The following is a 3156-nucleotide window of genomic DNA, read 5'->3' as shown; positions in this document are numbered from 1 at the left end:
CCGCATTATACAACAACGGCAACGTACAAGGATGAGGTCGGAGAGAGGTGGCGCTTTGCCTTCCTGAGAACAATCGCGGGCCGGCAACCGCTGGCGCCGTCCCCCTTACCAGACACCGGGAACCCACCTCCAGCGCACCCGATCCATATACTCCTCGTACCCCTCGAGCCCACGGCGCAACTCCATTTCTTCCCCCAGCGTCCGGCCGAACAGCACAACGACCAGCAGCCCCACCGGGATCAGCGCATAGAGCGAGCCGAGCGACAGCGCCATGCCTGCGGCGAGCACGATGGCAAAAACATATCCGGGATGGCGGATGACGGCATAGGGTCCGGTGTCGATCACCTTGTGGTCGCGGTCGGTCTGGATGCGCACGGTCGGCTCGAAATACCGGTTGACCGATTGCGCCCAGGTCAGGCCGAGATAGCCAACGATCATCACGATATAGCCGGCGAGCACGACCCAGTCGGGTTGCGGCGCCCAATGGAAACGCCCGTCGTCGAACGCCCCGACCGGAAGAATGGCGGCAAAGAGAAACATCGTCAGCGTCGCCACCACCGCATCCCAGCGCTTGGTGCCCCGCTGATATCGGCTGCGCGCCGCAAACAGCTCGGGATTCGTCCGCCAGATCCAGACGATCGCAATTGCTGTCAGCGCAAGAAAAAGGCCGAGGAAGATCCAGCCGCGCGGCCAATCAAGTGTGCCGGCCGGCCAGAAGAGTGCGGCAAACATCACCGCGACGGTGATAGTCAGCGATCCGATCGGTGGCGCGGCCACCAATGACCGGCCGGGTCGATTGTCCTTTTGCGTCATGACCATTCCTAGCATCATCGGGCCAAGCGCCCGCACTGCCGACAGCGGCCGCTAAAATCTGGCAACCCTACGCGGAATTTAGGAGGCGAAGCGCGCGCAACAACCCGATGGCAATGCAGCCGGTGAAAGTCGACGCCGATCGCAGCGCCGCCTCTGCAGCCAGAGGTCGCGTTCTCCGCAACTGCCGTTGCGGCAATGGGGAATATCGCTGAAAAACTGCCTTATTCGGCCGCTTCCATGAACTGGCTCGCTCCAGACGAAGCGGCGAGCGCCCGAACCCTGGCTTCCGTCTTGGCGATCAACTGATAGAATTCGTCCTGCGCTTCGACATCCAGTTGAATGACCGCATTGACATCATCGGGCGTATCGCAAACACAGGCGACCGCCGAAATGGGACAGATGCCACCGGGGTAACGCTTGCCGGTCCCCGTATATGCGCGACGGCCCCAACGCTCGGAATAGACCGTTTCCTCGCGATCGAGGTGGAGGATCGTTCCCTTGCAGGCGGTCACAATGGCCGCCTTGCCGTAAGCGAACCAATGATAGTTCAGCCTGCGGAGAATATATTTGCCAGTGATGTCTTCGCCAGCCAATTCGGCAGGGTCTTCTATCATTCTGATCATGACGACGTCCTCAACGTCTGGGCAATATCGTTCAAGTCTTGTTATTCAGCAAGTCGAAAAGCGCTGCTTTTGGAGGCACTTAGTCACAAAGTGTTTCCGATTCTTACATCGCGCCTGTTCAACGCAGATCTTCAGACGCACAATTCTTCGTCGAATTTACCGCGACCTGCACCCGTTTCGCCTTTGCCGCGGTCGCAGCGATGTTCATTGTGCTTCTCCACTCAGGTTCGATATGTCTCGATAACGGCCCGAAAGCCGCAGGACGGTGCAGGAGATGGGGCCAGTTTCCAGGCACGCGAGCCGGATCGCCAGGCATCTTTGCGTTTGCACGACGCGTCTGGTTCAGGAGAATTCGCCGGCACGGGGACCGGCAAGCGTCACCCGCCAGCCGGTTCGCGACTGAAAATCCTGGGTGGCTAAGAACGTATAGCCCGTCGAACGCCAGAGCCTGACGGCGCTGGACAGATTGTCGAGCACGTAATCGCCACCGTCCGTGCGAGCAATGAGCACGACGTGATTTTGATCATCCGGGCCGATGACCACCGAAAGCGCCAGCTTGTTTGACGGAAAACCGGCGTCGATCAGCTCCTTCATCTTCTGGAGGGCATAGTCCTCACAGTCGCCCCGGCCGGCAACCGGGAGAGACCAGACATCCCCGTGGGAAGACGGACGATCTTCCGCAGGAATGATGCGTCCATTGACGGCCCGGTTGACCTTTTGAAGCAGCGCTATGCCTGCCGCGTCGTGCAGTTGTTGGGCCGCCGCCCTGCCGCACAGCCACTTATACTTGGCGCAGGCCGCCGCGAATCCCACAGGCGCGCCGATACTTCTCGTCACAGGCAAGGAGGATCCGGCAACAGCCTGAAAAGGCACAAGAAAGGATAAAATAACAGCAAGCGAAAAGAGACGCTTCATAGCTGATTCCCCTTATTTCACTTTTACAATAACACGGCCAAAGTAAAAATTTATTAAAATTTTATACTTGTAAATTTAACCGTAATATCTAATATGGACAGATTAGCTATCGTTTATTCTTCACGTTAATTGATCGTTAGTATAGAAGGTCTCCCAGTTAACATTCGGTTAACCCTGGGAGACGATTGAAATGAGCAGCAGAGCATCGAAATTCGGCGTCGCCGTTGCTTTCCTTCTGGCAAGCAGCAGCCTGACCATGGCAGCCCCGACGGTCGTCAATTGTAATTCCGCCGTGCGCGGCACGCTCGAATACCGGCTGTGCATGCCGACCAGATCAATTCCCGCCGGCAGCAAGTTCAACCCGAACGACAACGATCGCGGCAGCCGAGGCATTGGCGGCGGCCAGAAGACATCTAGCACCGGTTCCACTGCCGAAAGCGGCGGCAAGAGTGGCAGTGGCAATCAGGTTGCGGATGATGGCGGAAACGACACCGGCGACGACACCGGTGGCAACTCTGGCGACAATACTGGTGACGACAACGACCATGGCCACGATCATCACGGCGGCAAGGGCGGCAAGGGCGGCAAGGGCGGCAAGGATCACGATCATGGCAAGGATGGCCATGGCAAAGGCAACCACGGCGGCAAGGACCGTGATCATCACGGCGGCGACAAGGGTGGCAAGGATCACGGGCACGACAAGGACGGCCCAGGCAAAGGCGGCAAGGAAGGTCACGGGAAGGGTGATAATGACGGTCCGGGCAAGGGCGATAACGGCGGCTCCGGCAAAAGCGACAACGGCGGC

General features: G+C 58.7%; 3 protein-coding genes and 1 pseudogene. 1 reads left to right on the top strand and 3 read right to left on the bottom strand.

Annotated elements, in window-relative coordinates; translation table 11 throughout:
* Positions 1-105: 105 nt before the first annotated feature.
* From CO655_RS32910 to CO655_RS32900, 3 genes are all read right to left on the bottom strand, one after another.
* Positions 106-813 carry an isoprenylcysteine carboxylmethyltransferase family protein gene (locus CO655_RS32910; RefSeq protein ID WP_097608434.1) on the bottom strand — a complete coding sequence of 236 codons (708 nt, stop codon included), beginning with the start codon at positions 811-813 and terminating at the stop codon, positions 106-108.
* Positions 814-1034: 221 nt separating this feature from the next.
* A complete protein-coding gene (locus CO655_RS32905; RefSeq protein ID WP_097578911.1) occupies positions 1035-1436 on the bottom strand; it encodes a hypothetical protein in 402 nt (133 codons plus the stop codon).
* Positions 1437-1778: 342 nt separating this feature from the next.
* Positions 1779-2351 carry a transglutaminase-like cysteine peptidase gene (locus CO655_RS32900; protein WP_097608382.1) on the bottom strand — a complete coding sequence of 191 codons (573 nt, stop codon included), beginning with the start codon at positions 2349-2351 and terminating at the stop codon, positions 1779-1781.
* Positions 2352-2541: 190 nt separating this feature from the next.
* Between CO655_RS32900 and CO655_RS34655 the strand changes: the two are divergent.
* A pseudogene (locus CO655_RS34655) lies at positions 2542-3156 on the top strand (hypothetical protein); the annotation flags it as partial.

Origin of the sequence: Rhizobium sp. M1 (genome assembly GCF_002531805.1) — a bacterium.
Taxonomy (GTDB): Bacteria; Pseudomonadota; Alphaproteobacteria; order Rhizobiales; family Rhizobiaceae; genus Rhizobium; species Rhizobium etli_C.
Note: the sequence above shows the minus strand (reverse complement) of the source record. Positions and strands in the feature narration are given on the sequence as shown.

Excerpts from the sequence above, each read along its gene's own strand:
- CO655_RS32910 (WP_097608434.1), bottom strand. The coding sequence starts at position 813 with ATGACGCAAAAGGACAATCGACCCGGCCGGTCATTGGTGGCCGCGCCA.
- CO655_RS32905 (WP_097578911.1), bottom strand. The coding sequence starts at position 1,436 with ATGATCAGAATGATAGAAGACCCTGCCGAATTGGCTGGCGAAGACATC.
- CO655_RS32900 (WP_097608382.1), bottom strand. The coding sequence starts at position 2,351 with ATGAAGCGTCTCTTTTCGCTTGCTGTTATTTTATCCTTTCTTGTGCCT.